The organism is Sandarakinorhabdus limnophila DSM 17366, from assembly GCF_945882885.1.
In the GTDB taxonomy this organism is placed as follows: domain Bacteria; phylum Pseudomonadota; class Alphaproteobacteria; order Sphingomonadales; family Sphingomonadaceae; genus Sandarakinorhabdus; species Sandarakinorhabdus limnophila_A.
The window spans coordinates 27,805-52,068 of record NZ_CAMCWT010000012.1 but is presented as its reverse complement, the minus strand read 5'-3'; the positions used below and the strand labels follow the sequence as shown (position 1 = coordinate 52,068).

Genomic DNA, 24,264 nt, shown 5'->3' with positions numbered 1-24,264 from the left:
GCGAAAACGGTACCACTGGCATAGCGGGAAAAGGTGGTCAGCGGCGCGCCATGGCGCAGCGCCAGATATTTGGCGAATACATCCAGCACGCACATCGCGCCGATGCCGGCCAACACCAGCAGGATCGCCGACAGGCGGGAAGGGTGGCTGGCCGACATGCGCCGTCCTTAGCCGCCGCTGTGCGCAGCGTCTACCGGCCCAGTTCGCGGATCAGCCGGGCAGCAAGATAGAGCCGGCGCGGAATGGCATCGATCAGCACATATTCATCCGCACTGCTGTGATAGCCATAGCCCGGCAGGCCCAGCGCTTCCAGCACCGGCACGCCGGCGCGGGCGGCAAAGGCGGCATCCGTGCCACCGCCCGAGCGCGGCAACACGAACAGATCCGGCCCGCCGGCTTCTTGGTAGATGGCGCGCGCTTGGCTGATGAGTTTCAACCCGGCGGCATCGGCGGTAAAGGCCGGCCGGTTGATCCGCACTGTCACCTCCACCTTGGCGCCAGGCAGGGAAGGCGTGGCCACCCGCTGCTTCAGTTCGGCCTCGAAGGCGCGCACCCGCTCGTCACTGGTTTCGCGCAGATCGCCGATCAGCGTCACATCATCGGGGATCATGTTGCGGGCATCGCCTTCCTGTTTCACCTGGGTCCAGTTGAAGCGGCGCTTGCCCTGGCCCTGATCGAGATCCTTGGTGACGGCGATCACATTCGCCGCTTCCACAAGGGCGTTGATGCCCTGTTCGGGTGCATTGCCGGCATGGGCGGCGCGGCCGGTGATGCGCGCCGTCACCGTGTTGGTGCCCGATGTGCCGGCGATCAACCCTTCCATCGGCACGGCACTGGTCGGCTCGAAGCTGAGCACCGCGGTCTGTCCGCGCGCCAGTTCGGTGATGAGATCACCCGATCCCAGCGAGCCGATTTCCTCATCCGTGTTGAAGGCGACGGTGATCTGGCCATAATCAGCCGGCTTCAGCAACTTGAGCGCCGAAAGAATGACGGCAAGGCCGCCCTTGTCGTCAGCAATGCCGGGGCCATAGGCCTTGCCGTTCTCCACCCGCCACGGTGTTTCGGCCAGTTGGCCACGCGTGTAGACCGTGTCCATGTGGGAGAGCAGCAGCAGCTTGCCCTTGCCGGTGCCGGTGAAGCGGCCAACGATGATGTCGCCGCGCGTGCCGGGCTTGCCCTTCATGCGCTCGACACTGGCGCCGCGCGCCTTGAGTTCATCGGCTAGGAGATTGCCGAGCGCCATCAGCCCCTCGGTATCATAACTGCCGCTCTCGATCTTCACGATCCGCTCAAGCGTGGCGAGCGCAGCCGGGGCTTCGGCGGTGGCCGCCTTCAGCAGCGCGGCGTCGGGCTTGGCAACCTTCACGGGCGGCTGCTTCGGCAAGGCGGGAAGCTGAGCCAGGGCGGGCGTTGCGCTGGCCAGCAGCAGGGCGGAAATCAACGACTTCATCATGGGTTCCCCTTTTGACTGTCCATGTTACCGCCAACCGCCGATGCCGTCACCGCCAGATCTTCAGCCCGGTTGACGTTGGCCAGCGGCCCGAGATCGATGGCGCGCGCCCCTGTGCCGGCCACCCAGTGCTGCACCCGGCGCTGGCCGCTACCCAGAAACGCCGCCAGCCCGGCTGCCAGCGCCACCGGCCACATCCCGATCAGTGGTTGCCCCATGTCATGCGCCGGGCCGTCATCCAGTTGCGCCAGCCAGTTGCCGGGCAGGCCGGGGCAATCGACCGGTACGCTGGCGACATGCGTGAAGCCCTGATCAGTCGCGTGATGCAGCGCCGCGTTCAGGCCGCCCAATGGCCCCATATCAGGGCCAGGCCGATCTGGCAGAGCGTGCACGCCGGGCCATTCCCGCCCGGCCACCACAACCGCCTCGCATCCGGAAAGCGCGGCCAGCGCATGATCGATCAGCGGCCGGCCATCGAGCAATGCCAGGGCCTTGTCACTGCCGAAGCGGCGCGACTGGCCGCCGGCGAGGACGACGCCCAGCAGCCTCACTTAGTCTCTTCGAACAATTCCCGGCCGATCAGGTAACGGCGGATTTCCGAGGTGCCGGCGCCGATTTCATAGAGCTTGGCATCGCGCAGCAGGCGCCCAGTGGGATATTCGTTGATATAGCCGTTGCCGCCCAGGCACTGGATCGCCTCCAGCGCCATCCAGGTTGCCTTTTCAGCGCTGTAGAGGATGCAGCCGGCGCTGTCCTTGCGGGTGGTCTCACCGCGGTCACAGGCTTGCGCGACGGCATAAGTATAGGCCTGGGCGGTGGACAGCGCGACATACATGTCGGCCAGCTTGCCCTGCATCAGCTGGAACTGGCCAATGGGCTGGCCGAACTGCTGGCGATCGTGAACATAAGGCACCACCACGTCCATGCAGGCCTGCATGATGCCGAGCGGTCCGCCCGAAAGCACCACACGTTCATAATCCAGGCCGGACATCAGCACGCGGGCGCCATTGCCGACGCCGCCCAGCACATTTTCGGCCGGCACGCTGCAATCCTCGAACACCAGTTCGCAGGTGTCGCTGCCACGCATGCCCAGCTTGTCGAGCTTCTGGGCGGTGGAAAAACCCTTCATGCCCTTTTCGATCAGGAACGCCGTCACCCCGCGCGGTCCGGCAGCGGGATCAGTCTTGCCATAGACCACCAGTGTTTCGGCATGCGGACCGTTGGTGATCCACATCTTGTTACCGTTCAGCACATAATTACCGTTGCCTTGGATATCGGCGCGCAGCTTCATGCCGATCACGTCGCTGCCCGCACCCGGTTCCGACATGGCAAGGCTGCCGACATGCGCCCCGGAAATCAGGTCAGGCAGATATTTTGCTTTCTGTTCGGCTGAGCCCCAGCGGGCAATCTGGTTGATGCACAAATTGGTGTGGGCGCCATAAGAAAGCCCAACACTGGCCGAGGCGCGGGAAAGTTCCTCCACCACCACCACATGCGCCAGATAACCCAGGCCTATTCCGCCATCGGCTTCCGGCACGGTGATGCCGTGCAGGCCAAGTTCACCCATCTTCGGCCACAAATCGCGCGGGAATGTGTTGGTGGCGTCGATCTCGGCGGCGCGCGGCGCGATTTCGGCGGCCGCGAAGGCGCGCACCGTGTCGCGCAACATGTCGATGGTCTCGCCGTGGGCGAAGTTCAGCTGGCTCAGCATCCCAAGGGGTTCCTTATGTCTGTTGTCGCCGTTCTAGTCCGGCTTGGCAGAGGCGGGAAGGGGGCGCTCACAAAACTGTGTTGACGCATCGATACGTTGTTTATACGAAATGATTCGTGATGATGGACAACGAAGCCTCAACGCTGCACAACCGCCTCGCGCTGTTTCGCGCCGAAGCCGGGCTGTCGCGCAAGGATCTGGCCGAACGGGTGGGCGTCAATCCGCAGACCATCGGTTTCCTGGAGCGCGGGCAGTATGGTCCCAGTCTGGAACTGGGCCTGAAGCTCGCCCGCGTGTTCGGCGTGTCGGTGGAGACGTTGTTCAGCCTCGAAGCGTTTGCCCCCTTGGCCCAGCAATTGGCCGCAACCAAGTGAGCTGCATGATGGAGCGTGCAATGAACCCGCCACTGAAACTCTCGCTGCGCACCGCGCGCATGTTGTCGCTGCTGGTGCTGGGCGGCATCGGCATCGGCTATCTGGGCGGCGCTATATTTGCTGAATCCGATGGCAGCGCGCCGATCGGTTTCACGCTGGTGCGCCTTGTTGGCCTGATCAGCGCCGTGATGCTTTTCATCGAAGGCCGCGGGCAGTTGACCCAGGCCAGCGATGCCATGCTGGATGAACGCGAACGGGCGCTGCGCGACAAATCCTATGTCGCCACCCACCAGATCATGGTGCTGGCGCTGTTCGGCTTCTTCCTCTGGTCGATCGTTGCGAAATTCATCGATGGCTGGATGCCGGGGCAGGAGCAGGCGCTTGATCTGCTGTCGGGCTTTGCCATCACCTCGATGGCGCTGCCGGGGATCATCTTGGCCTGGCGCGAAGAGCCGCACGACGACGCGGAGGACGCGGCATGACCCAATTGACACGTTGCGCAGCAGATTTAACAGGCTTCCCGGCCGGAAGGGCCCGGGCCGACAAGGAGCCCCGTCGGCCCGGGCCACAACCGGTTGCAGCCACGGCTTCCCTGCTGCGTCTGCTGTGCTAGCATGATTCGGGCATGGTGGCGGGGAGAGCGTCGATGAGCGAAGCGCTGAGGCGATTTGTGGCCCAATTGGGCCCTGCAGCGCAATTGGCCACCGCATCAGCCCGATCGCCAAGCGCGCAGGCAGGCACCTATCCCGACTGGTCGACGACGCCCGATCGGTGGTGCAATGGCAAGCGCTGGTAACCGCCAGCGCACCTTTGGGTGTCATCACCCTTGCCGCCGATGGGCATTTGCAGATCGATCTTGATGACAGCCCTGGCTGGCATCCGTTCATCGCCATGGCGGGCGAGGCCAGCGGCAGACAGTTCCGGGTCAGCGCACGCTATCGCTGGGATGGCGGCCCGGTTGAAGACAGTGAAATGGCCACGTTCGACAGCACGCTTGGCCGTTATGTCCGGCTTGCCACGGTTTCCGATGGCTCACTGGCCTCCAATGGCTTGCGCTCCCGCTTGGTGGTGGTTGCGCTTGATGGCCAGCCATGGACATTGAACGATGCCTGGGTGGGATGGGTGCAGAGCGGCTGATAGCCCTCAGCCGATTTCCACCAGCATCATGCCATCGGCAACCTGATCACCCACCGCAACATGCACGGTCTGCACGGTGCCGGACACGCGGGCGGTCAGGCGATGCTCCATCTTCATGGCTTCCAGCACCAACAGGCGATCGCCTTCGGCCACGGCCTGGCCCGGCGTCACGTCGACGGCCAGCACGCGGCCGGGCATCGGAGCGATCATATGGGCATGACCGCCGCCGGCATCTTTTGTGCGGGGCGGGCGGGTGCCCAGCGTCCAGCTCTGGCCGGCCATGCGAACGTCCACGCTACCATCCCCTGCAACCACCGTGGCCGGCATCAATTGCCCGCCCAGATCGATCGACAGGCCGTACGCGCCGGTACGGGTGACAGCGACCTCGCCCACGCCGGCCAGCCCGCCGATCCGCCAGCGCGGCCCCCCGGCAGCGCGCAGCGTCAGCGCATGGCGTTCATCGCCCCACCACAAGCGGACATGGGTTTCGGCCGCAACGTTCATGCGGAAATTCAGTGTGCCAAACAGCGTGTTGCGGAGCTCATCCTGCGGCAGTCCCAGCCCCAGCGCGGCGGCGAGTAGTACCGGCGCCGGGCACAGGCCGGGTGGGGCCAATTCTGCGGCATGGCGTGCGATGAAGCCGGTATCGACCTCGCCGGCGCGGAAGGCCTTGGTGTCGGCCAGGCGGGCGAGGAACGCACGGTTGCATTTCAGGCCCGTCACGATGGTGGCATCCAGCGCGCCGACCAACCGATCGATGGCCTGCTCACGTGTCGCACCATGCGCGATCACTTTGGCGATCATCGGATCATAATCCAGCCCGATGCGGCTGCCGGTTTCAACGCCAGTATCGATGCGAACCCCGGGGCCGGCGCCGAATTGGAGGGTTGAAATGGTGCCGGTGGCGGGCAGGAAACCGCTGTCCGGATCTTCGGCATAGAGCCGGGCTTCCATCGCCCAACCGTTGACGCTGAGCTCGTCCTGTTTTCTCGGCAGCGGCTCACCGCGAGCAACGCGGATCTGCCATTCGACCAGATCCTCACCGGTGATGCACTCGGTTACCGGGTGCTCCACCTGCAGGCGGGTGTTCATTTCCATGAAGTAAAAGGCGGGGTCGCCCGACAGATCAACGGTGTCGAGATCGAGGATGAACTCCACCGTGCCGGCGCCCTGGTAGCCGATGGCATGAGCGGCGGTGACGGCGGCAACCCCCAGTGTGTGGCGCAACTGGTCAGAGAGGCCGGGGGCGGGGGCTTCTTCGATCACTTTCTGGTGGCGGCGTTGCAGCGAACAATCGCGCTCGAACAGGTGAACGGCATTGCCGTGACTGTCGGCGAACAATTGCACTTCAACGTGGCGCGGGCGCTGGATCAGTTTCTCCAGCATCACGCCGGCATTGCCGAAGGCAGTTTCGCCCTCGCGCTGGGCGGCCATCAGGGCTTCCTGGAATTCGTCTGCCGAATGCACGGCGCGCATACCCTTGCCGCCACCGCCGGCCACCGCCTTGATCAGCAGCGGGAAACCGACACCTTCGGCGGTCTTCTGCAGCCGCATTAGGCTCTGGTCCGTGCCCTGATAGCCAGGCGTGATCGGCACGCCGGCTTTCTTCATCGCGGCCTTGGCGGTGTCCTTCAGCGCCATCACCCGCATGGCGCTTTCCGGCGGGCCGATGAAGATGATCCCGGCCTTTTTCAGCGCCTTGGCGAAATCGGCATTCTCGGAAAGAAAGCCATAGCCGGGGTGAATGGCATCGGCGCCGGTGCGCTTGGCCGCTGCGATGATGGCATCCATGTCGAGATAGGCGCGGTCCCCCGCCAGCGGCACGGCCTGGCCGGCTTCGCGCACGAACGGCGCGTGCGCGTCGGCGGCCGAATGGACGGCAACCGTGGCAATGCCCATGCGATGCGCAGTGCGGATGATGCGGCGGGCAATTTCCCCGCGATTGGCGATCAGGATTTTCTGCATGTCTCTCACTTCGGCGGGCAGCCCTTCGGGTCGGCCGTCCAGCCGAACGTCGTCAGCAGCCATTTGCCGTCGATCTTGCTCCAGCCGACACTGTCCACGCCGCAATGGATGCGCTTGCCGTCGATATCGAGCGTGTAAGGCGCCCAGACATGGGCATAATCGCGGGTAACCAGCACCTTGCTGCGCACGATGCGTTCATCAAACTTGCGTGGCGGGGCGTTGCGGAAATTGTCGAACAATTGCTGGCGGGTCATCACGCCGAACTTGCTGCCGCCTTCGGGCGGGAAGCGCAGCACCTGGATGGTCAGCGTGGGATGCGTCATCGCTTCGGCACCATTGGCATCGCCCTTGTTGAGCGCATCCATGAAGGCGTTGGTGGCGGCGAGCACTTCGTCCTTGGGCGCTGCCACAGCCGGCGCGGCCAGCAGCAGCGCAGCGGCAAACAGCGGCTTCATTTTTTTCAGGTTCATGGCACCCATGATGGTTTCCCCTTGCTGAGGAAGGCAGATATGCCTTCGCGGCCTTCTTCACTCACCCGTCGCGCGGCGATGCGGCGGGCGCTTTCCTCGCGCAGCTCTTCACTGATTTCGGCACCGGCGAAATCCAGCGCCAGAAGCTTGGCATCTGCCACGGCGCCGGGCGCGGCCTGTCCGACGTGGGCCAGCCAGTGTGCCACCACGGCTTCGGCCGCGTCTTCATCAATGGCGGTTTCGTTCACCAACCCCATGCCCAGTGCTTCGTCAGCGGTGAACGCCTCCGCAGTAAGGAACCAGCGCCGCGCCGCCGCACCGATCTTTGCCAGCACGAAGGGCGAGATGGTGGCCGGCGTCAGGCCCAGCCGCACTTCGGAAAGGCGGAACTGCGCGCCCTCGATCGCCACCGCCATATCCGCACAGGCGACAAGTCCCACACCGCCGCCGGTGACATGGCCGTGGGCAACAACGATCACCGGTTTCGCGCAATCATTGATGGCGGCCAGCATGTTGGAAAGCCCCATGGCGTCGGCCTGGTTCTCCGCTTCGTTCCAGCCGGCCGCAGCGCGCATCCAGTCCAGATCGGCGCCAGCCGAAAAGCTCTTGCCGTTGCCCGCCAACACGATGGCGCGCACGTCGTCAGCCTGGCCGAGGCGGGTGAAGGCCTCTTCGAGCGCCGCGATCAGCTCGGCATTGAAGGCGTTGTGCCGCTCCGGCCGGTTCAGGGTCAGCCGCGCCGTGCCCCAATTGTCGAGGGTTTCGTCCAGCATCGCCATCACATCCGGAACGTGCCGAACCGAGTTTCCGGCACCGGCTGCTGCAAAGATGCCGCCAGGCTCAACGCCACCACGGCGCGCGTGTCTTCCGGCGCGATGATGCCGTCATCCCACAGGCGGGCGCTGGCAAAATAGGGATTGCCCTGCGCTTCATATTGCGCGCGGATTGGCGCCTTGAACGCCTCTTCGTCGGCGGCGTTCTTGAAGCCGCCGCCCTTCACCGCCGCCAGCACGCTCGCCGCCTGTTCGCCGCCCATCACGGAAATGCGGGCGTTCGGCCACATCCACAGGAAGCGCGGGGAGTAAGCCCGGCCGCACATGCCATAATTGCCGGCCCCGAAACTGCCGCCGGTCACCACGGTGATTTTCGGCACGGCGGCGCATGCCACGGCCGTCACCAGCTTGGCGCCATGCTTGGCGATCCCTTCATTCTCGAAGCGGCGGCCGACCATGAAGCCGCTGATATTCTGCAGGAACAACAGCGTAATACGCCGCTGGCAGGCCAGTTCGATGAAGTGCGCGCCTTTCTGCGCGCTCTCTGAAAACAGGATGCCGTTGTTGGCGATGATGGCGACCGGATAGCCTTCGATATGGGCAAAGCCGGTGACCAGTGTCTCGCCGTAACGTGGCTTGAATTCCTGCAGTTCCGAATCATCCACCATCCGGGCAATGATCTCGCGCACGTCCACCGGCACGCGGGTATCGATGGGGGCGAGCGCATTCAGTTCGCTCGCATCAAACAGCGGCGGCCGTGCCGGGCCGCGCGCCACGGCGGGTGCGGCGGGCAGGGTGGCGACGATGCGGCGGGCGATGCTCAGTGCATCCTCGTCATTCTCGGCGAGGTGATCGGCGACGCCCGAAATGCGCGTATGCACATCACCGCCGCCCAGATCCTCGGCGGTCACTTCCTCGCCGGTGGCGGCCTTCACCAGTGGCGGCCCGCCGAGGAAGATCGTGCCCTGGTTTTTCACGATGATCGATTCATCTGCCATCGCCGGCACATAGGCGCCGCCCGCGGTGCAACTGCCCAGCACGGCGGCGATCTGTGGGATGCCATTGGCGCTCATGTTGGCCTGATTAAAGAAGATGCGGCCGAAGTGATCGCGATCGGGGAACACTTCATCCTGCCGGGGCAGGTTGGCACCGCCGCTATCGACCAGGTAAAGGCAGGGCAGGCCATTCTGCGCCGCGATTTCCTGGGCGCGCAGATGCTTCTTCACGGTGATCGGATAGTAACTACCGCCCTTCACGGTGGCGTCGTTCGCCACGATCACGCACAGCCGGCCTTCCACCTGGCCAACGCCTGCGATCAGGCCGGCGGCGGGTACATCTTCGCCATAAACCTCGTGAGCAGCGAACTGGCCGATTTCGAGGAAGGCGCTGTGCGGATCGAGCAGCGCTTCAACGCGCTGGCGTGGCAGCAGCTTGCCCCGCGCCACGTGTTTTTCGCGCGCCGCCGCCGGCCCACCAAGGGCAATGCGCGCGGCCTTTTCGCGGAGTTCAGTGACCAATTCGGCCATGGCAGCAGCCGTGGTGCGGGCTGACGGGGGAAGGGGTTGACCAATGCGGGGCATATTGGCGGGTATGGCCGATGTTGGCCATGCGCTCAATGGTCAAAGCGACTACAGCGAGCCCAACCGTCAGGACCGTGCTGAACCCCAAAGAAACGGCCAAGCTGGTCTGTGTTCAACACCATATGCGGCGGGCCATCGGCGATCACCGCGCCGTTGGCAATCAACAGCAGCCGGTCACAGCGCCGAGCCAGGTCAAGATCGTGCAGCGCCAGCACCACGCCAGCGCCGCGCGCGGTTTCGGACGCCAGCAACGCCATAACGTCCAGCCGGTGTCCAGGATCGAGATTGGCGATCGGTTCATCAAGCAGCAGCCACGTCGGCCGCGCCACAATGGCGCGTGCCAGCAAGACCCGGGCGCGTTCGCCGGTGGAAAGCTGGGCCACCGGGCGATGCGCCAGCGCCGCGGCATCGCAGGCGCTGAGCGCGGCGGAGACCGCGGCCGGATCGGGCGCGGCCGCCGGACCAAGGCCAAGCTGCACCAACGCGGCCGCCGGGATCGGCCAAACGGCATCGCGGCTTGCTGGCAGCCAGGCCAGCCGCTGCGGGTGTGGTAGGAATGGTTGCCCGTCCAGCCGCACCGTTCCAGGCCCGCGCGAAAGCCCAGCCAGCGCCTTGAGCAGCGTTGTCTTGCCGGCGCCATTTGGGCCGATCACGCCTGTTAGCTGGCCGGGGTGTAGCGTCAGGCTGGTCGGCGCCAGCATCGGCGGGCGGGCGAGATCAATGGCCTCCAGCATCAGCGTCGCCCCATGATCAGGCACAGGAAGAAGGGGGCGCCGATCAAGGCAGTGAGCACGCCCAGCCGGAGATCGAGCCCGGCCGGCAGCAACCGCACCGCGATGTCCGCAGCGCTCAAGAGGGCCGCACCGGCCAGCGCAGAAGGCGCGATTGCCGCGCCGGGGCGGTGGCCGACATAGGGGCGAACGAGGTGCGGCACGATCAGGCCGATGAAGCCGATGCTGCCCGCCACCGCCACGCCGGCACCGGTCGCCAGCGCGATGGCGAGCACCACGCGGGCCTGCACGGCGGAGAGGCCAACGCCCAGCGACTGCGCCACCTCTTCCCCCAGCGCCAGCGTGTCCAGCGCCGGGGCCGCGCGCAGCAGCAGCACGATACCAATCAGGATCAGGGGTGCTGCCAGCGCCAGTTGCGGCAGGCTGCGATCATTCAGGCTGCCCATCAACCAGAACATCAGATCATAAAGCGCGAAGGGCGACGGCGCGAGGCTGAGCGCCAAGTTGATGGCAACGCCAAGCAGCATGGAAACGGCGACGCCGGCGAGCACCAGCCGCGTCGCACCGGCGCCCCGCCCTGCCAGCGCCAGCAATAGCAGCAGCGACAATCCGGCCCCGGCCAGGCCACCAATGGCCATGCCGATCACCCCAGCACCGAGGAAATAGCCGGCCAGCACCGCGCCCAGCGCCGCACCGCTGGATGGCCCCAGCACATCAGGCGAAGCCAGCGGATTGCGAAACAGTGCCTGTGCCGCCGCTCCCGATGCACCCAGCCCGGCCCCGATCAGCAGTGCCAGGCCCGTGCGCGGCAACCGCAGCTCGATGAACAGGTTGCGCGCCAGTTCGGGATCGCGTGCCCACAGCGCCGCAAGATCAACCGGCCCCAGCGCCAGCGAGGCCAGTGCCAGCACGGCACAGAGCAGGGCGAGGCCTGTCCTCATGCGGCCAGCGCCTTTCTCAATCGGGCAATTTCTGCCGGCATCGCGGCGCCGCCACACAGGAAGGCGCGGCCATCGGCCTCCACTTGGGTGACGCGCAACTGGCGCAGCGCCGGATGCTGACTCCACGCCTGCGGGCCAGACAATTGCCCGCGCCGATAGACATTGCGGATCAAGATCGAAGGCGGCTGCACCAACAGACGTTCCAGGCTGATCTGCCCACCTTGTTGCTGCGCTATGCCGGCCAGCCGCAGCCAGCCGGCGGCCAACCCGTCCATTGCAGGGGCCAGTCCGCTGCCGCCAATCATCAGGCCGGGTCGCGCCTTTGGTGCTGAGGCCGTGAGCGCTGCCACACGGGCAGCAAATGCGGTACCCGCAGGCGTATTGCCCACCAAGGCGGCGACCTGCTGCACCTGTGCTACCACCGCCACCGGGCTGGTGGGGTAGGGCAGGGCGATCAGCCTGATCCGCAGCCGTGCCGCCAGTGCGACGCCTTGCGGATCATGGCCCATGGTCAGCACCAGATCAGGCCGCTGTTCGATGACCTCGCTCAACTGCCCCGAATTGGTGGCAAGTCCACGCGCCTGCCTGGCCAGCGGGCTTTCTTGTTCGTCGGCGCCAAGCCGGCTGATGTTTGCGATCTGGCCAGGGCGGGCAGTGAGCAGCAGATATTCATCCGTGCACAGGTTGAGGCTGACGACGCGCGCAGGGGTGGCGGCACTCACTGCCCCCGTAGCCATGCTGGCAAAGGCCAGCATCCACCGCGCCGCAAGCGCCCAAGCCATGGCCAAAGGCACATCCCGCTCAGCGGTGTATGCTGGCCTGCGCCAGTATGATGGGGGAAGGGGGGCAGACGCCTGCATCACAGCCGGAACCTGATGCCGCCGTGGGCCGTAAGGCCCGGCCCGCGATAGGCGAACACGTCAACCTGGCTGGCATCCAGCGCGTTTTCCACCCGTGCGGTCAGATCGATACGGGGGCTGATGTGCCACGCGCCGGCCAGCGTGAGCAGTGTGTAGGCCGGCAAGGTGACGGGCACGAAGCGGGCAAAATCCGTGTCACCGCGTGCACCTGTGATGGCGGCGGCAGCAGACAGATCGAACGACCGGCTGCTGTAATTGAACGCGACGCTGCCACTGTGGCGCGGCCGGCGCACTTCGCGGACCAAGGCGCTGCCGGCGACCTGCTGCTGGTTGGCATCAAGATAGGTGTAGCTGGTGTTGAGCGTGAGCCCCCTGGCCAGTTCGGCCCGGCCTGCCACTTCCACCCCGCGGCGGGTGCTGCGGCCGGTGGCATTGGCAACGCCGGCGATGAAGGTGGTGCTGTTGAAGGTGCCGATGATTTCGTTGGTGAGATTGGCATCGAACAGGGTGACATCGAAACTGTGGCCGCCCGCGGCCCAACCGATACCGGCTTCGACGCCGCGGCTGCGTTCCGGCACCAGATTGGGGTTGCCCTGGAAGGAGCCTGGGAAGAAGCCGAACTGATCGAAGAAGGTTGGATCGGCGATGCCGGTACCAAAGGCGGCGTGCAGGCGGACATCGCCGATCGGGGCCACGGCGTCAAATCGCACGGTGGTGGCATCGGCGAAACGGTCGTTCATGTCGTGGCGCAGGGCAGCGCCAGCGGCAAAACCGTTGCTGGTGGACAGCCGATATTCGCCAACAAGGCTGGTCTGGCGACGGCGCTGGCGCTGGTTCGAAGCGGCTTGGGCGTTGGCGTCGCTGCTGATGAAGCGTTCGGTTTCGATGTCGAGCGCACCGGTCAGGCTGTGGGTCAGGTTGCCCGCCTGCACGCGGTCGGTGGATTGCAAGCGGAACAGATCCCGCTCACCATCGCTGCGGTTCTGGAAGGCGTTGGCGCGGCGATTAATGTTGTCGGCGCGCACGCCCATGAAACTGGCGCGGGTGGTCCATTGTCCGTCAAGCAGTGCCAGCGCGGCTTCGGCGCGCAGTGCAGTCTGGCGGCTTTGGGTTTCCAGCGGTTCGTCACGCGGCACCCCGGTGACGAAGTTGAAGCCATCAAAGCGCGACGTCGAATCCTGGTGGCGGCCCACCAGCAGCAGGGTCAATCCCGAGACGGCCTTCCATTCGATGCGACCATGGGCGGTGACATTGTCATAACCGTCCTTGTCGCCGCCGACGCGCGCGATGTCGTACCCATCGGTCGACAGGCCCGACAATTGCCCGCTGATGCTGATGCTGTCATCGGCCCAGCCGCCACCCGCGCCGCCGCGCACGGTGCCAAGGCTGCCGCCTTGCAACTCGCCATAGAGCATGCTGCCGCGCACGGGCGCTCGGGTGGCGAGGCTGATGACACTGCCAATGGCCTGGCTGCCCCACAGGGCCGATTGCGGCCCGCGCAGCACCTCGATGCGCTCAATGCCGTGGCTGAGCAGCGTGTCGATGCGGAACTCGCCCGACGAGGCGGGGTCATTCATCTCGATGCCGTCGATGAAGCTGATGCTGTGATTGGCTTCGGCACCGCGGATGCGGATTTGCGTCTGCGCGCCCAGCGGCCCGGTCTGGGCGACCGCGACGCCGGGGATGAGCGTAAGATAATCCTTCACCAGCGGCAGGCTCAGTGCCTCGATTTGCGGCAGGGTGATCTGGCTGATGCTGATGCCGGTTTCGGCGAGGCGGATCATGTTGCGGCTGGCGGTGACCGTGATCGGCGCCGGCGTTTCGCGCAGGATGATGATCTGATTGTTGGGCGGAGCCGGCGTGGCGGCAATTGCGGCCTGGCTGGCGAGCACGATAAGCGGAAGCATGGACACGGACTTTCGTTCGGCCCGGACGGATGCCGGGCACAGGTTGGCGACACGAAGTCGCCACGAACGAAAGGGCAGGCGCGCTGCTCCATCATCTCACGCACCGCTGGTCCCGGCAGGCGTGGGGCGACCGCCAGCAGCCACAGGTGGCCACGGACGGAACGGCAGGTCTCCTGGCTTGCGGCTCGTGGCGCTGGTGCTTCGCCTTCCCAGAAAACCGGTGGCCCGGTTGCCCAGTGGCATGTGAAGCATCAGCTGGCCGCTTACAGTTGCGGGCACAGCGCCGGATTCACACCGGCTTCCCTATTCTCCCGCCGGCGAAGGCGGGCACCGTTCGGGAGCAGGGTTACGCCTGTTGCAATCGGGCGGTCAAGCCGCTATACTTCGCGTTCAATTTTCCAGGGCCGGTCGGAACCGGTCCGCACCGAAGGAAACGATCATGAAGTCCGGCATCCATCCCGCCTACCACAGCATCACCGTCAAGATGACCGATGGCACCACCTACCAGACCCGCACGACCTGGGGGAAGGAAGGGGATACGATGAACCTGGAAATCGATCCGACCAGCCACCCGGCGTGGACCGGTGGCAGCGGCCGCATGCTCGATGCCGGCGGCCAGGTGGCGCGCTTCAACAAGCGTTTCGCCAGCTTTGGTCTGGGCAAGAAATAAGTCAGCCGATCAAGCTGATGTGAAAAGGGCGGTCCGCAGGGGCCGCCCTTTTTCGTTTCAGCCTGTTACCATCGCCTTGGCGGCGGCATAATCCGCCTTGCCGTTGGGCGCGCGGGGCACCTTTTTGACAATGTGCACCGTCTTGGGCGTCTTGTAGCCGGCTAGGTGCTGGCGCACGTGGGCGCGCAGTTCTTCCACGTCCACCGGGGCATGAGCTTCCACCACGGCGGTCACGCACTGGCCCCATTTTTCATCGGGCAGGCCGAACACCAGCGCATCATCGATGGCGGCGTGGGTTTTCAGCGCTTCTTCCACCTCTTCGGGGAAAACCTTCTCGCCGGCAGTGTTGATGCACTGGCTGCCACGGCCAAGCAGGGTGAAACTGCCATCTTCCTCGATGATGGCGAAATCGCCAGGGATGGAATATGGCTTGCCGTCGATTACCGGAAACGTCGCTGCGCTTTTCACCGGGTCTTTCCAATAGCCGCGCGGGATCAGGCCGCCGCGCGCGATGCGGCCCATGGTGCCGGTCGGCACGGGCTTCATGTCGTCACCGATGATCAGCGTGTTGCCATCGGCCATGAACTTGGTCGGCGCCCCGGCATTGTCCTTGGTCTGGGCGGCGGCACCCAGACCCAGGCCCTCAGAACTACCCAGACTGTCGACGATCATCAGGTTCGGCGCATGGCCGAGCAGGCCAGCCTTGACCTCCGGTGACCACATGGTGCCGGACGAAATCATGATCTCCACCGTGGCGATGCTGCCGATGCCAGCATTCAGCGCCTTCAGGATCGGACGGGCAAAGGCATCACCGACGATGACGACATAATCGCATGCCTCGCTGGCGCAGGTGGTGGTGGCGTGGCCGGCATCAAAGGTTGCACCGGGCAGGGTGACCAAGGTGCCACCCCGGCACAAGGTGCCCAGCGCCACGATAAGCCCGGTGCCGTGCATCAGCGGCGGCAGGATCATCGCCTTGCGGCGGCCAACGCCAGCGGAGAGATCGGCGGCATGGGCGGTCCTGTCGTGCACTTGTGCCGGATCGATGCCGGGGTTCATCAGGCCCCACAGCGCCGCCTGATCCCACATCACGCCCTTGGGCAGACCGGTAGTGCCACCGGTGTAGATGAACAGCATGTCGGTGGACTGATGGTCTTGTGGGGGCAATATGTGCCCGGCGTTGGCTTCGGTTTCGAAATCCAGCGCAAAATCCAGTGTTTCGCCGCCGACCTGGATCCAGACCTTCGTGGGCAGCCGGCCGCGGATGGAATCGACCAGCGGCGCAAATTCGGCGTCATAGACGCATACGGCCGCATCGCTGTTGTCGAGAATGTACCACAGCTCTTCGCCGGTATAGCGGTAGTTGACGTTCACATGGACCAGCCGGGCGCGCAGGCAGGCGATCATGGCTTCGGCATATTCGGCGCTGTTGCGCATCAGCAACGCGCAGCGATCGCCGGCCACGGCCCCGTGGTGCAGCATTGCCGCCGCCAAGCTGGCGCTGCGCGCGCCCACTTCGCCCCAGCTGCGACGTGTGTCGCCATGCACAAGTGCCGGCTGCCCCGGATCCAGCGTGGCCACCACGGCTTCGAGAATGGCACCAAAGCTCAGCTCTTGCGGCATGTCTGTTCTCCCCGCCGGCCAATCTAGGGCAGCGGGGGGATGCGTGCAGCCTCCCTTATGGAAGGGGAGTGAAGCGGCTCAGCTGTCGGGCTGCAGCAACCTGTGCAGGTGGACAACGACATATTTCATCGTCGCATCGTCCACCGTGCGTTGGGCGGCAGAGCGCCAGGCGGTCTCCGCGCTCTTGAAATCGGGAAAGACGCCGACAACGTCGAGATTGGCCGGATCGATGAAATCGACGCCCTGTGGATCGGCCACGCGGCCACCAAATACCAGATGCAATTTGCTCATGCGCGTCGTCTAACCGCAGACACAGCTACGCGCCAGTGGCGGCTTGTGCATACTCGCCCTGCAAGCGCTGCATGGTAACGGCAAACCAGGCCTCGAAATCCGGCCCGGCCCAGGCACGGTGATTGCCGACGCGGTAGCATTCGGCATTGCGCATGTAGAATTCGGCGTTGATGCGGTTGGGCAAGCGGTTATTGCGGGTGGCGATCACCTTGGCTGGGCTGCCGACAATGATGCTGTTCTCCGGCGCCTCGAACCGATCCTTCAGATAGGCATGCTGGCCCACGATGGAGCCACTGCCCACCTGTGCGCCGTTATAGACCGTGGCGTTGATGCCGATCAGGCAATGATCGCCCACCTGGCAGCCGTGCAGCGTCACATGGTGGGTCACGCTGGTGTAGGCGCCCACCACCACCGGGTTGCCCGGATCGGTGTGGATCATCACGAAATCCTGGATGTTGGCACATTCGTGGATTTCGACATGGGCGGTTTCGGCGCGGATTACCGCGTTGCACCAGATGCTGGCGTGCGGCCCGATGGAGACATGGCCATAGATCTGGGCCGATGGGTGCACGAAGGCGGTGGGATGAATGTCGATCCGGCTGGTCATGTCATCCCGCTTGCTATTTCGCGTTCACCGCCAGGCTCTTGGCGTTGGCACTCTTCAGGAATGTCACCAGCGCATCAAAACCGTTCTTGCTGATGTAGCTGGCAAAGTCCACTTCCTGGGTGAGCGACAGGTTCACACCGGCCACCACCAGATTGTTGACCATGAGCCTGCTGCCCTCCGATTTCACCTGCCAGATTGTATCAATCGGCTGGGCGCCGGGGCGGGTGACGCGCGTATAGACCTCCGTGAACGGTCCGCGGCCCAGCGTGCGCTGCACCTGTCCCTTTGCATCGGCATAATCATAAAGCCGATCCGCATAGGCATTCAGCACGAATTCCGGGAAGGCGGCGCGATAGGCGTCCAGCTGGGCCGGCGAAAGCGTCGCCTTCTGGCGGCGGATCAGGCGCATGCCAATATCATCCAGCGCGACATTCTTCGTCAGGATGGCGCGGAACTTCGCCCGCGCGGCGGCCTTGCTCAGTGATTTGTCGTGCAGCACGCCAAAGCCTTCGCCGATCATGCCGTCGATGAACGGGCGCGCGGCCGGATCGCCGGGGTTGGCAGCGGTGGCCGTGCCGACCTGGGCGACGGCAGGAAAGGCGGGCAGGGCAGCGGCAAGCGCGGCCGTGATCAGGATCGGATGTTTCATGGCTGGTAGCTGTGGCCGGAGTCGCCTGAACCCAGCATCAACGGCTCGTCACTCGTCGGGCCAATGCACCCAGGCTGCGCTTTTCGGCCGTGCTGGTCGGGAACAGCAGCGCCAGCGCCGCGCCGGCGGCAATGCCGGCGAGAATCGCGATCACCGGATTGTCCTGCACCAGCGCGCGGGCTTCGTCGCCCACGTCGCCGTCCGTGGCGGCGGCCGTCAGCGCGCTGTCTTCATAATCGCTGTAATCGTCCAGATCATGGCCCAGATCGATCTCGGCCTTGGAAATGCGGTTGCCGGCATAGAGCGCCAGGCCGATGGCGGCGACAGCCGCGCCGGTGGCCACCGGGTGCGCCTTCACCACGTTGCCGGCATCGCGGGCCAGATCAGACCCGCGCGCTTTCACCACGGTCAACGCCTCATCCACCATCCGGCGCGGGGTGAGACGGTCGGCCAGGTTATTGACCTCATCAACCAGCGATGCGCCGGCATCATCGGCCGCGCGGGCCAGGTCCTCGATGGTGGCGGTTTCGGTCATGGGCGGGGCTCCTTGGGCTCTGGCGCCTTGCGGTTGGTCTTGGCGGTGAAGCGATCAATCTGCACCTGCAATGTGGCCATGGAACGTCGCGGCGCAAGATCAATTGCCGCCAGGCGCGACAGGCCGTGCCTAGCCAGCACCCACGCCGCCACGGCGCTCACCAGCGCCACGATCACGCAGGCCGCCACCGGGCCAACCACCTGCGCCAGCGCCAGCACGGCGGCGACCAGCACCAGGGTCAGTGCCGTGAACAACAGGCCCGTCGTCGCCAGCAGCATCAGCAGCGGCGCCCGCAAGGCCCCGGCATTGGCGCGCAGTTCTGCCGCCGTCAGCCGCGACAGATTCTGCATCAGCAGCAGGAAACCGCCAACGAGATGCCGCGCTTGGGCTGCAAGGCCGGTGCCAATGCCCATCAATCGCGCGCCGCCTTCAGCATGCGTCCAGCCAGAAAGCCCACCGCAATGGCAATGCCCACCGCCGCTGCCGGCTGGGCCCGCACCAGCGCGCGGCCATCTTCCACCAGTTCTTCCACCGATTTTTCGGCCAGCGCATCGGCAATGGCATCGATACTGCCCGTCGCTTCACCCACCAGCTTCGAAACAGGCGCGGCACCTTCCGGCAGATTATCCACCAGCAGATCAGCAAGGGATTTCAGCCCGCGCACCTGCCCCACCAGGCTGTCACGTGCATCTTCCACAAAGGAGATCAGCCGATCGCGCGCAAAGTCCAGCAGGCCGTCAAACCCACTGCTGCGTGGCGCAGCGACGCCAATGTTGCTGTCGTCATCATTCCAGTCGCTGGCATCGATCGGCAGTTGATCAGTCATCGGGCCATCCACATCAGGTCATGCTTGCCCGCACGGGCTCACCTCTCTATCTGGCGTGGCGGACGCCGCTGCGCAAGCAGGCAGGTTCACCTATGGCAAAGGGAACGCCCGACCATGACCGCGATTATCGACATTCACGCCCGCGAAATCCTCGACAGCCGCGGCAATCCGACCGTGGAAGTGGACGTGGTGCTGGAAGATGGCAGCACCGGCCGCGCGGCCGTGCCGTCGGGCGCTTCGACGGGCGCCCATGAAGCAGTGGAGCTGCGCGATGGCGACAAGAGCCGTTACCTGGGCAAGGGCGTGCTCAAGGCGGTCGCGGCCGTGAATGGCGAGATTTACGATGCGCTGGCCGGCATGGAAGCCGAAGAACAGGGCGCGGTTGATGCGGCCATGATCGAACTGGACGGCACCGCCAACAAAGGCCGGCTCGGCGCCAACGCCATTTTGGGCGTTTCCCTGGCTGTTGCCAAGGCGGCCGCTGATTCGCGCGGCCTGCCGCTGCACCGCTATGTTGGCGGCGTTTCGGCGCGGCTGCTGCCGGTGCCGATGATGAACATCATCAACGGCGGCGCCCATGCCGATAACCCGATCGACGTGCAGGAATTCATGGTGATGCCGGTGGGTGCCAGCAGCATTGCCGAAGCCGTGCGCTGGGGTGCCGAAATCTTCCACACGTTGAAGAGCGAACTCAAGGCACAGGGCCACAACACGGCGGTGGGCGATGAAGGCGGCTTCGCGCCCAATTTGAACGGCACCCGCGCCGCGCTCGATTTCGTCATGGCCGCCGTTGAAAAGGCCGGCTTCAAGCCCGGCGACAACGTGATGATGGCGCTCGATGCCGCTGCCACCGAATTCTTCAAGGATGGTGCCTATCACCTGCACGGCGAAGGCCTGACGCTGACGCCGGCGCAGATGAGCGATTACTGGGCCAGCCTGTGCGCCGATTATCCGATCCTGTCCATCGAGGACGGGATGAGCGAAGACGATATGGACGGCTGGAAGATCCTTACCGATCAGCTTGGCGGCCGTGTGCAGTTGGTAGGCGACGATCTGTTCGTCACCAACCCGGCGCGGCTGGGGCAGGGCATCAAGGATGGCCTCGCCAATGCGCTGCTGGTCAAGGTCAACCAGATCGGCACGCTCACCGAAACGCTGGCGGCCGTCGATCTGGCCCATCGCAACCGCTATCGCAGCGTGATGTCGCACCGTTCGGGTGAAACCGAAGATGCCACCATCGCCGATCTGGCGGTCGCCTGCGGATGCGGCCAGATCAAGACCGGCAGCCTCGCCCGTTCCGACCGGTTGGCCAAATACAACCAGTTGATCCGCATCGAGGAAGAACTGGGTTCGGACGCCGTTTACGCCGGACGATCGGTGTTGCGCTGAGGTTGCTCCGCCGCCGGGGTCGCCGTATCCAAGGCACCGTGCGTCGCCTCTTGTTGATCCTGTGCCTGTTGTGGGCCGCTCCGCTTTGGGCGGCGCGTATCATCGCGCTGGAAAGCCAGCCGGGCCGGGTGATCATCACCGCCGATGGGCCGTTGCCGGCGGCGCAGGCCTTTGCACTGAGCGATCCGTTCCGGCTGGTGGTCGATTTTGTTGGCGTCGTCCAACCCGGCCTCTCGGCGCCGGGCAGCAACAGCGTTTCTGCTTTGCGCGCCGCCATGTTTGCGCCGGGTACCGCGCGGCTGGTGATCGATCTGAAAGCGCCGGTGATCATTCGGGAGGCGCGGGCACAGGGCAACCAGGTCACGTTGGTGCTGGAACGCGCCCCTCCTGACGTGTTTGCTGCCACAGTGGCGCGTGGCCGTCGGCCCTTGCCCTTGCTGCGCAGTGACGGCCCGCCGCCACCGCCGACGCCGGCCACTGGCGGCTTCAGCCTGCCGACCGATTTTGGCCGACCGCTCCCTGATCCCGCAAAGCCGGCAGAGGCGGCGACAGAGAAACCGTCAGCGCCGACCGAACCACCTGCTTCCACACCCAGTCCAGCCACTGAAGCGTCGGCCACCCGCAGCGGCGTCAAGTCCCGATCCGGCGGCAAGCCGCTGGTGGTCATCGATGCCGGCCATGGAGGCAAGGATGTCGGCGCCATTGCGGTGACGGGCGGTTATGAGAAGGACATCACGCTCGCCATCGCCCGAGAGGCGGCCCGAATCCTGCGGGAGCGCGGCCGGGTGCGGGTGAAGCTGACCCGCGATGAAGACCGGTTCATTCCCTTGGGCGGCCGTGTCCGCATCGCCCGCGACGCCCGCGCCGATCTGTTCATCTCTATCCATGCCGACAGCGCACCCAACGATCAGGCACGCGGCGCTTCGGTTTATACCCTGTCTGCCGTGGCCAGCGATGCCATCGCCGAGCGCCTCGCGGCCCGCGAAAACAAGGCGGATATCATCGGCGGGGTCAATCTGGGCGTGGAGGCGCCGGAAGTGGGGGAGATCATGGTCGATCTCGCCCGGCGCGCCACCAACAATGTCTCCGTGCAGTTCGCCGACACGCTGCAGGATGGGCTTGAGGAACAGGAAGTGGGCTTTCGTGGTGAATTCCACCATTTCGCCGCTTTTGCCGTCTTGAAGGCGCCCGATGTGCCGTCGGTGCTGCTCGAAACCGGCTATGTCACCAACAAGTCCGATGCCGAGCGGCTGTTCTCCAGCGATGGCCGCCGCCGCATGGCCCGCGGCATTGCTCGCGCCATTGAGCGCCACCTGACCGGGAAGTGACTTCCCAGCATCGCCGCCCGCCGCTATCCCTCCAGCTGTGACCCGCAATCGTCTCCTATTGCTGATTGGCTTGCCGCTGCTGCTGGCCGGCTTCTTCTATTGGCAGGCGACCAAAGGCCTGCCCAGCGAAGCCGAACTGGCCAGCTTCACCCCGGCGCTGCCCTCCACCGTGCGCGATGTGAACGGTGTCATTGTCACCAGTTACACCCGCGAACGCCGCATTTTCGTGCCCTATGCCGAATTGCCGCCGCGCCTGGTGCAGGCCTATATCGCCGCTGAAGACAAAACCTTCTTTGAACATGGCGGCATTGATTGGCTGGGCATTGTCTCGGCCGTCTTCACCAACATCGAATCGCTGTTTTCCGATGCGCGCCCGGTGGGTGCCTCCACCATCACCCAGCAGGTGGCCAAGAGCCTGGTCGGCAACGAAGTCAGCTTGTGGCGCAAGATCCGGGAAGCGATCCTGGCTCGCCGGCTGGAAGCCGCGCTGTCGAAGCAGCAAATCCTGGAAATCTACCTCAACCAGATCTTCCTTGGCCGCAACGCCTATGGGGTGGAAGCCGCTGCCCAGGCCTATTTCGGCAAATCGGTGGATGGGCTCGATCTGGCGCAGATGGCGTTCATGGCCATATTGCCCAAGGCGCCTTCCACCTATGATCCCATTCGTCGCCGTGAACGCGCGCTGGGCCGGCGCGATTATGTGCTGCGCCAGATGGCGGCCAATGATTTCATCACCGAAGCTGAACGCGCCGCCGCTGCTGCCAGCCCGCTGGATGCCATTCCCAATCGCGCCCTGCCGCGCCCGCGCGACGATTATTTCATCGAGGATGTGCGCCGCACCCTGATCGCGCAATTTGGCGAGGCACAGGAAAACGGCCCCAACAGTGTCTATGGCGGCGGGCTGTGGATCCGCACTTCGCTCGATCCGGTGATGCAGGCCGCTGCCGAACAGGCAATGCGCGATGGCATGACCCGCTATGAAGCCGGCCGTCCGTGGCGCGGGCCAGTGGCGCGCATCGAGATGGGTGATGGCTGGCCCGGGCGATTGTCGGGCACGCCTGTGGCGCTGGGCTATCGCCAATGGGCCAAAGCGGTGGTGCTGGCGAAGCAGGGCAACGACAGCCTGATCGGCTTCACCGATGGCAGCAGCGGTACGCTGCCGGGCCGCAACGCCGCGCGTCCGTATCGCGGTTCCAACCGTTCGGCCGCGCAGGTGTTGCGCCCCGGCGACGTGATCGCCGTTGCCCGCACGCCTGCCGGTTGGGCGCTGCGGCAGCCGCCAGAGATTTCGGGCGGCTTCGTGGCCGAGGAGGTGGCGACGGGCCGCGTGCGGGCGATGGTGGGCGGCTTTGATGCGCGCACCCAGGCCTTCAACCGCGCCACCCAGGCCAATCGCCAGCCCGGATCGACGTTCAAGCCGATCGTCTATGCCACCGCGATGGACAATGGCTTCACGCCCGCCAGCATCGTGGTCGATGGCAGCTATTGCGTGTTCCAGACCAAGTTGCTGGGCACGAAATGTTTCAGGAACTTCAATAATATGCGCAGTGCTGGCCCGCAGACGCTGCGCTGGGGCCTCGAACAGTCGCGCAACCTGATGACGGTGCGCATTGCCGATGCCACCGGCATGGATCGCATCACCGCCCAGGCCAAGGCGCTGGGCGTCGGTGATTATCAGCCGGTGCTGTCGATCGCGCTGGGGGCGGGTGAAACCACGGTGATGAAGCTCACCAACGCCTATGCCCAGATCTTCAACCAGGGCCGTAAGCTGGAACCCGGCCTGATCGATTATGTGCAGGATAGCAGCGGCAAGGTGATCTGGCGGCGCGACAATCGCGGCTGCCCCGGCTGCAACGCGCCTGATTGGAACGGCGGGCTGATGCCGCGTCCGCAGGGCCGCATCGAGCAGGTGATGGATGCGCGCACCGCTTATCAGATCCTGCACGTGATGGAGGGCGTTATCCAGCGCGGCACCGGCACGGCACTGCTGCCGCTGAACCGGCCGCTCGCCGGAAAGACTGGCACCACCAACGGCCCCAATGATGTGTGGTTCGTCGGCGGCACCCAGGATGTCGTGGCCGGCCTCTATCTTGGCTATGACCAGCCGCGCAGTTTGGGTGGCTATGCCCAGGGCGGCACCACGGCGGCGCCGATCTGGCGGCAATGGGGGCAGGTGGCCCTGAAGGATTGGCCAACCCTGCCTTTTGCCATTCCGCCCGGCGTACGCATGGTCCGGATTGATCGCCGTTCAGGCAAGCGCGTGTTTGGCGTGTGGCCCGATCCCGGGTACCGCCCTGTGGTGATCTGGGAGGCGTTCAAGCCCGACAGCGAACCGCGCCGCATCAACCGCGCCGCCGATCTGTTCGACCGACGTTCCCAAGGCCCGATCCGTTCGGATGCCGAATTCCTGGAATCCGAAGGCGGTATCTACTGACACGCCATCTTGC

General features: G+C 65.2%; 25 protein-coding genes and 1 riboswitch. Of the genes, 7 read left to right on the top strand and 18 right to left on the bottom strand.

What is annotated here, in order from left to right:
* Window positions 1-190 precede the first annotated feature (190 nt).
* The 3 genes from Q7O19_RS04325 to Q7O19_RS04315 are packed head-to-tail and all read right to left on the bottom strand — an operon-like array spanning window position 191 to window position 3,161.
* Window positions 191-1,450: a glutamate carboxypeptidase gene (locus Q7O19_RS04325; protein ID WP_303808885.1), complete on the bottom strand. Its 1,260-nt coding sequence runs from the start codon at window positions 1,448-1,450 to the stop codon at window positions 191-193.
* Window positions 1,450-2,001, bottom strand: a complete 552-nt coding sequence (locus tag Q7O19_RS04320; protein ID WP_303808884.1) for a molybdenum cofactor guanylyltransferase — start codon at window positions 1,999-2,001, stop codon at window positions 1,450-1,452. The genes Q7O19_RS04325 and Q7O19_RS04320 overlap by 1 nt, the downstream gene beginning before the upstream one ends.
* The gene (locus Q7O19_RS04315; protein ID WP_303808882.1) at window positions 1,998-3,161 is read right to left on the bottom strand and encodes an isovaleryl-CoA dehydrogenase; all 1,164 of its coding nucleotides are present in this window, start codon (window positions 3,159-3,161) and stop codon (window positions 1,998-2,000) included. The genes Q7O19_RS04320 and Q7O19_RS04315 overlap by 4 nt, the downstream gene beginning before the upstream one ends.
* A 119-nt stretch (window positions 3,162-3,280) precedes the next feature.
* Between Q7O19_RS04315 and Q7O19_RS04310 the strand changes: the two genes are divergently transcribed.
* From Q7O19_RS04310 to Q7O19_RS04300, 3 genes are all read left to right on the top strand, one after another.
* Complete coding sequence (locus Q7O19_RS04310) at window positions 3,281-3,535, top strand: helix-turn-helix transcriptional regulator (RefSeq protein ID WP_303808891.1); 255 nt, start codon at window positions 3,281-3,283, stop codon at window positions 3,533-3,535.
* Between the two features lie 5 nt (window positions 3,536-3,540).
* Window positions 3,541-4,017 carry a hypothetical protein gene (locus Q7O19_RS04305; RefSeq protein ID WP_303808880.1) on the top strand — a complete coding sequence of 159 codons (477 nt, stop codon included), beginning with the start codon at window positions 3,541-3,543 and terminating at the stop codon, window positions 4,015-4,017.
* Window positions 4,018-4,306: 289 nt separating this feature from the next.
* Window positions 4,307-4,672, top strand: a complete 366-nt coding sequence (locus Q7O19_RS04300) for a hypothetical protein (protein ID WP_303808879.1) — start codon at window positions 4,307-4,309, stop codon at window positions 4,670-4,672.
* 6 nt (window positions 4,673-4,678) lie between these two features.
* Here the strand turns inward: Q7O19_RS04300 and Q7O19_RS04295 are convergent, their stop codons facing one another.
* The 8 genes from Q7O19_RS04295 to Q7O19_RS04260 all read right to left on the bottom strand — a co-directional run bounded on the left by Q7O19_RS04295 (window position 4,679) and on the right by Q7O19_RS04260 (window position 13,899).
* On the bottom strand, window positions 4,679-6,700 hold the full coding sequence (locus Q7O19_RS04295; RefSeq protein ID WP_369692411.1) for a biotin carboxylase N-terminal domain-containing protein: 2,022 nt from the start codon (window positions 6,698-6,700) through the stop codon (window positions 4,679-4,681).
* On the bottom strand, window positions 6,643-7,116 hold the full coding sequence (locus Q7O19_RS04290) for a DUF4440 domain-containing protein (RefSeq protein WP_303808878.1): 474 nt from the start codon (window positions 7,114-7,116) through the stop codon (window positions 6,643-6,645). The genes Q7O19_RS04295 and Q7O19_RS04290 overlap by 58 nt, the downstream gene beginning before the upstream one ends.
* The gene (locus Q7O19_RS04285) at window positions 7,104-7,886 is read right to left on the bottom strand and encodes an enoyl-CoA hydratase-related protein (RefSeq protein ID WP_303808876.1); all 783 of its coding nucleotides are present in this window, start codon (window positions 7,884-7,886) and stop codon (window positions 7,104-7,106) included. Before Q7O19_RS04285 ends, Q7O19_RS04290 begins: the two co-directional genes overlap by 13 nt.
* On the bottom strand, window positions 7,886-9,406 hold the full coding sequence (locus Q7O19_RS04280; protein WP_303808875.1) for a carboxyl transferase domain-containing protein: 1,521 nt from the start codon (window positions 9,404-9,406) through the stop codon (window positions 7,886-7,888). Before Q7O19_RS04280 ends, Q7O19_RS04285 begins: the two co-directional genes overlap by 1 nt.
* 86 nt (window positions 9,407-9,492) lie before the next feature.
* Complete coding sequence (locus Q7O19_RS04275; protein ID WP_303808873.1) at window positions 9,493-10,194, bottom strand: ABC transporter ATP-binding protein; 702 nt, start codon at window positions 10,192-10,194, stop codon at window positions 9,493-9,495.
* Window positions 10,194-11,132 carry an iron ABC transporter permease gene (locus tag Q7O19_RS04270; protein ID WP_303808871.1) on the bottom strand — a complete coding sequence of 313 codons (939 nt, stop codon included), beginning with the start codon at window positions 11,130-11,132 and terminating at the stop codon, window positions 10,194-10,196. Before Q7O19_RS04270 ends, Q7O19_RS04275 begins: the two co-directional genes overlap by 1 nt.
* Complete coding sequence (locus Q7O19_RS04265) at window positions 11,129-11,914, bottom strand: hypothetical protein (protein ID WP_303808870.1); 786 nt, start codon at window positions 11,912-11,914, stop codon at window positions 11,129-11,131. The genes Q7O19_RS04270 and Q7O19_RS04265 overlap by 4 nt, the downstream gene beginning before the upstream one ends.
* Window positions 11,915-11,991: 77 nt before the next feature.
* On the bottom strand, window positions 11,992-13,899 hold the full coding sequence (locus tag Q7O19_RS04260; protein WP_303808869.1) for a TonB-dependent siderophore receptor: 1,908 nt from the start codon (window positions 13,897-13,899) through the stop codon (window positions 11,992-11,994).
* A gap of 145 nt (window positions 13,900-14,044) precedes the next feature.
* Window positions 14,045-14,249: riboswitch (cobalamin riboswitch) on the bottom strand.
* Between the two features lie 89 nt (window positions 14,250-14,338).
* On the opposite strand from Q7O19_RS04260, the gene rpmE reads away from it, so the two are divergent.
* Window positions 14,339-14,569 carry a 50S ribosomal protein L31 gene (gene rpmE / locus Q7O19_RS04255; protein ID WP_029131139.1) on the top strand — a complete coding sequence of 77 codons (231 nt, stop codon included), beginning with the start codon at window positions 14,339-14,341 and terminating at the stop codon, window positions 14,567-14,569.
* 57 nt (window positions 14,570-14,626) lie between these two features.
* Here the strand turns inward: rpmE and Q7O19_RS04250 are convergent, their stop codons facing one another.
* The 7 genes from Q7O19_RS04250 to Q7O19_RS04220 form a co-directional block, all read right to left on the bottom strand.
* A complete protein-coding gene (locus Q7O19_RS04250; protein WP_303808868.1) occupies window positions 14,627-16,192 on the bottom strand; it encodes an AMP-binding protein in 1,566 nt (521 codons plus the stop codon).
* Window positions 16,193-16,270: 78 nt separating this feature from the next.
* Window positions 16,271-16,483, bottom strand: a complete 213-nt coding sequence (locus Q7O19_RS04245) for a DUF4170 domain-containing protein (RefSeq protein WP_022678987.1) — start codon at window positions 16,481-16,483, stop codon at window positions 16,271-16,273.
* A gap of 25 nt (window positions 16,484-16,508) precedes the next feature.
* On the bottom strand, window positions 16,509-17,090 hold the full coding sequence (locus Q7O19_RS04240; protein ID WP_303808866.1) for a gamma carbonic anhydrase family protein: 582 nt from the start codon (window positions 17,088-17,090) through the stop codon (window positions 16,509-16,511).
* Window positions 17,091-17,103: 13 nt separating this feature from the next.
* On the bottom strand, window positions 17,104-17,739 hold the full coding sequence (locus tag Q7O19_RS04235; RefSeq protein WP_303808864.1) for a phospholipid-binding protein MlaC: 636 nt from the start codon (window positions 17,737-17,739) through the stop codon (window positions 17,104-17,106).
* Between the two features lie 37 nt (window positions 17,740-17,776).
* Window positions 17,777-18,274, bottom strand: coding sequence for a hypothetical protein (locus Q7O19_RS04230; RefSeq protein WP_303808863.1), 498 nt, complete (start codon window positions 18,272-18,274; stop codon window positions 17,777-17,779).
* Complete coding sequence (locus Q7O19_RS04225) at window positions 18,271-18,687, bottom strand: phage holin family protein (protein WP_303808861.1); 417 nt, start codon at window positions 18,685-18,687, stop codon at window positions 18,271-18,273. The genes Q7O19_RS04230 and Q7O19_RS04225 overlap by 4 nt, the downstream gene beginning before the upstream one ends.
* Window positions 18,687-19,100 carry a hypothetical protein gene (locus tag Q7O19_RS04220; protein WP_303808859.1) on the bottom strand — a complete coding sequence of 138 codons (414 nt, stop codon included), beginning with the start codon at window positions 19,098-19,100 and terminating at the stop codon, window positions 18,687-18,689. The genes Q7O19_RS04225 and Q7O19_RS04220 overlap by 1 nt, the downstream gene beginning before the upstream one ends.
* A gap of 114 nt (window positions 19,101-19,214) precedes the next feature.
* On the opposite strand from Q7O19_RS04220, the gene eno reads away from it, so the two are divergent.
* From eno to Q7O19_RS04205, 3 genes are read left to right on the top strand one after another with little or no spacing between them, the layout of a single operon-like run.
* Window positions 19,215-20,489, top strand: coding sequence for a phosphopyruvate hydratase (gene eno / locus Q7O19_RS04215; protein ID WP_303808857.1), 1,275 nt, complete (start codon window positions 19,215-19,217; stop codon window positions 20,487-20,489).
* Window positions 20,490-20,527: 38 nt separating this feature from the next.
* The gene (locus Q7O19_RS04210) at window positions 20,528-21,817 is read left to right on the top strand and encodes an N-acetylmuramoyl-L-alanine amidase (protein WP_303808855.1); all 1,290 of its coding nucleotides are present in this window, start codon (window positions 20,528-20,530) and stop codon (window positions 21,815-21,817) included.
* A 37-nt stretch (window positions 21,818-21,854) separates the two neighbouring features.
* Window positions 21,855-24,251 carry a penicillin-binding protein 1A gene (locus Q7O19_RS04205; RefSeq protein ID WP_303808853.1) on the top strand — a complete coding sequence of 799 codons (2,397 nt, stop codon included), beginning with the start codon at window positions 21,855-21,857 and terminating at the stop codon, window positions 24,249-24,251.
* Window positions 24,252-24,264 lie beyond the last annotated feature (13 nt).